A 2,804-nucleotide genomic window follows, 5' to 3' on the forward strand; every position below is an offset into this window, starting at 1 on the left:
GCCTGCAATCATCCTGATGTCAGTCAGAGGAGGAGAAAATGAAGGGTTCGACACATCTCGCTATAGGCGTAGTGATCGGTGCTGCCGCCGCAGCCCATTANCCGTTTACGCTGAAACATGCAGCGATGTACATTGCGGTTTCCGCCTTATCAGCGCTAAGCGCAGACCTCGACGGCCCCAGCATGCTCAGTTCTACCCTCGGCCGGTTCTCGAAATGGCTCAGAGAATGGCTGTACTGGTCCGGACTGCTGCTCGTGATCGTCCTGGGGTACCTGTATATCGCTAAGGGGAGCTTTTATCTCGAATATTCCATCTTGGCGCTCGTCCTGTTTCTGCTCGGACTGATCATTAAAGACGGCATGATTCGTAACGTGCTCGTCAGCCTGATTGGCTGCATATTGATTTACGCCGGAATACATAACGCCATGGTCTGGATGTCCGGACTGGGTGCATTTGTGGGTATCGCCCCTTGGCTCAAACACCGCGGCATGACCCATACCGTCTGGGCGGTTTGGCTCTGGGCATGGATCAGTTCCGGACTGGAGGCATACCTCAATCTGGAAGGGATCATGCTCGTATCCACCGCCGGGTACTTGTCCCATCTGATCGCCGATTCGATGACGCCAAGCGGTGTGAAGTGGCTGTATCCGCTCTACAGGAAATCCTTTAAACTTCCGTTTAAATAGCCTCCGCAGTTAGACGATCCAGCCTTGTACCGGAAAAGTTTCTGTTTCATCAACCAAGCAGCGTCAATTTAGGCCTCACCTTTTTCCGAATACTTTTAACTCGGAGGACTCCCGAGGCGCGATATTGTCGTGTCATGCGGGGGTTATCTTTGTCCGCGAGGCATGTTTTGGCGTAATAAGAAATGTTTATTTTTGGTTATATAAAAAGAAATAAACCCAAGAATGGAGCGAGGAGACTGGAGTCCGTGGCCAGCAAATCAATATTGGCGGTATGGGTCAGCCTCATCAGCAACGTCTTGCTGACCCTTCTCAAAGTCATCGTCGGGCTGTTATTCGGCAGTAAGGTTCTCGTAGCCGACGGGATTCATAATGCAGGCGATGTCGTGGCGACGATCGCGGCACTTACCTCGGCAATGGTATCCCGCAAGCCGGCGGATGAAGATCATCCCTACGGGCATGGGAAAGCCGAAGCGATCGCATCGGGCATCGTGGCGATCATTCTCGTCATGGCCGCGCTGCTGATGGTGTATAAATCGATCGAATCGCTGTTCGTTCCTCCGGCCGAAGCCAGCTGGATCGCGCTTGCGGCCGCACTGGTTTCCCTGATCTGGAAGCAGATCCTGTACATGTACTGCATCCGGATCGGCAGGGCCGAGAACAGCCGCAGCCTGATTGCTACGGCCTACGACCATATCGCGGACGTCTACGCTTCCGTAGCCGCGTCCATCGGGATCGGCATTTCGCTGATTGGCGAAGCCTATCATATCCCCTATACGGAATACGGCGACCCGGTAGCCGGGATTATCGTATCGTACCTGGTGATCCGGCTCGGGTACAAAATGGGACGGGAGTCCATCGACATTCTGATGGACAAAAACATCACGAACGAGCAGCTCGCCATGCTGAGCTCGATCATCTACTCCGTCCCCAACGTGAAGCGCGTCGACAGCATTCGGGCCCGGGAGCTCGGCAACGCCATCATCGTCGACGTCAAAGTCAGCGTCCCCAACCATCTCACCGTACAGGAAGGGCATGACGTCAGCCGGGAAGTGAAAAAAACGATCATGGAGCGCATGAAGCAGGTGGCCGACGTCATGGTGCACCTGAACCCATGGTACGATGACGGACAAGAGGCTGTCCCCGCCAGGCCGAAGTAGCCTGGGGGACAGCCTCTTGGTTTGTGACATTCCCGGTTCCATCATCCGGTGCTTAATGTCCAAGCGCATGGTCGATTCGGCCATGCCCGCCGCTCCAAATCCGCTTGGACGTCCACTCGGCTTCGCCCTGCCAGAACGGATCGTTCTCCGGCAGCGCGAGAGGCAGCAGGACGGTCGCACATAGATACAAGCTGCCCGTAGAAATATAACCCTCGCCCAGCTCCGGTTGGTGACCGCTGAGGCCAATGCGCAGCCAGCCTTCGACGTCATACGTTCCTGCCGGCTCGAAGCAGCGCTTCATGACGGCCGTCAGCGCGCCGCGCACCTGCGCCGCGACCAGCCCTTCCGGCAGCCGCCGCTGCCAGGCCAATTGAGCCAGCAGATGGAAGGCGCCCGTCCGGTAGCTGATGGACCGGCCGACCACCGGAAAGCTGCCGTCCGGGGCGATCATGCGCTCCAGCTGCTCCGCGTAACGCTGCGCCCGGACGAGCGCCGGTTCCTTATGCGCCTCCCAGTCCGGCTGCAGCGCGCCGGCGTGATCCAGCACGTCCAGCAGCATCGGGTGGATGACGAAGCTGTTGTAGTAGTCGGCGTGGTACGCCGGCCCGTCGCCGTACACTCCGTCACCGACGTACCACTGCTCCAGCTGCTTCAAGGCGTAATCGATCCGCATCGGATCCCAGTCCCGGTCGCCAAACCGGGCCAGAGCCGTCTCGATGACTGCCGAGAACAGCAGCCAGTTGTTGAAGAACGGTTTGCGCGTGCGGGTCAGTTTCCAGGTGAACAGCCATCTTCGCTTCTGCTCGTCCGTTAACGGATCCCATAAAACATGGGGCGCACGGAGAAAAGCTTGGCACAAGAAGGCCGTGTCCACGATGGGCTGATGCCCTTGCCAAAATTCAGCACGTCCGGGGAGGCCGGGTCGCTGGCCTGCTCCAGCGCTTGATGCGTCAGCCTCAGC

General features: G+C 57.8%; 3 protein-coding genes. 2 read left to right on the plus strand and 1 reads right to left on the minus strand.

Annotated elements, in window-relative coordinates; translation table 11 throughout:
- The first annotated feature begins 38 nt into the window (after positions 1-38).
- Both CPT76_RS17520 and CPT76_RS17525 read left to right on the plus strand, forming a co-directional pair.
- Positions 39-686 carry a metal-dependent hydrolase gene (locus CPT76_RS17520; protein ID WP_105443749.1) on the plus strand — a complete coding sequence of 216 codons (648 nt, stop codon included), beginning with the start codon at positions 39-41 and terminating at the stop codon, positions 684-686.
- Between the two features lie 236 nt (positions 687-922).
- Positions 923-1,843, plus strand: a complete 921-nt coding sequence (locus CPT76_RS17525; RefSeq protein WP_374954683.1) for a cation diffusion facilitator family transporter — start codon at positions 923-925, stop codon at positions 1,841-1,843.
- Positions 1,844-1,895: 52 nt separating this feature from the next.
- Here CPT76_RS17525 and CPT76_RS17530 read toward each other — a convergent pair.
- The coding region (locus CPT76_RS17530; protein ID WP_258168557.1) for a DUF2264 domain-containing protein at positions 1,896-2,804 on the minus strand (909 nt) is incomplete at its 5' end.

The organism is Paenibacillus sp. AR247, assembly GCF_002968895.1.
GTDB classification, from domain to species: domain Bacteria; phylum Bacillota; class Bacilli; order Paenibacillales; family Paenibacillaceae; genus Paenibacillus_AQ; species Paenibacillus_AQ favisporus.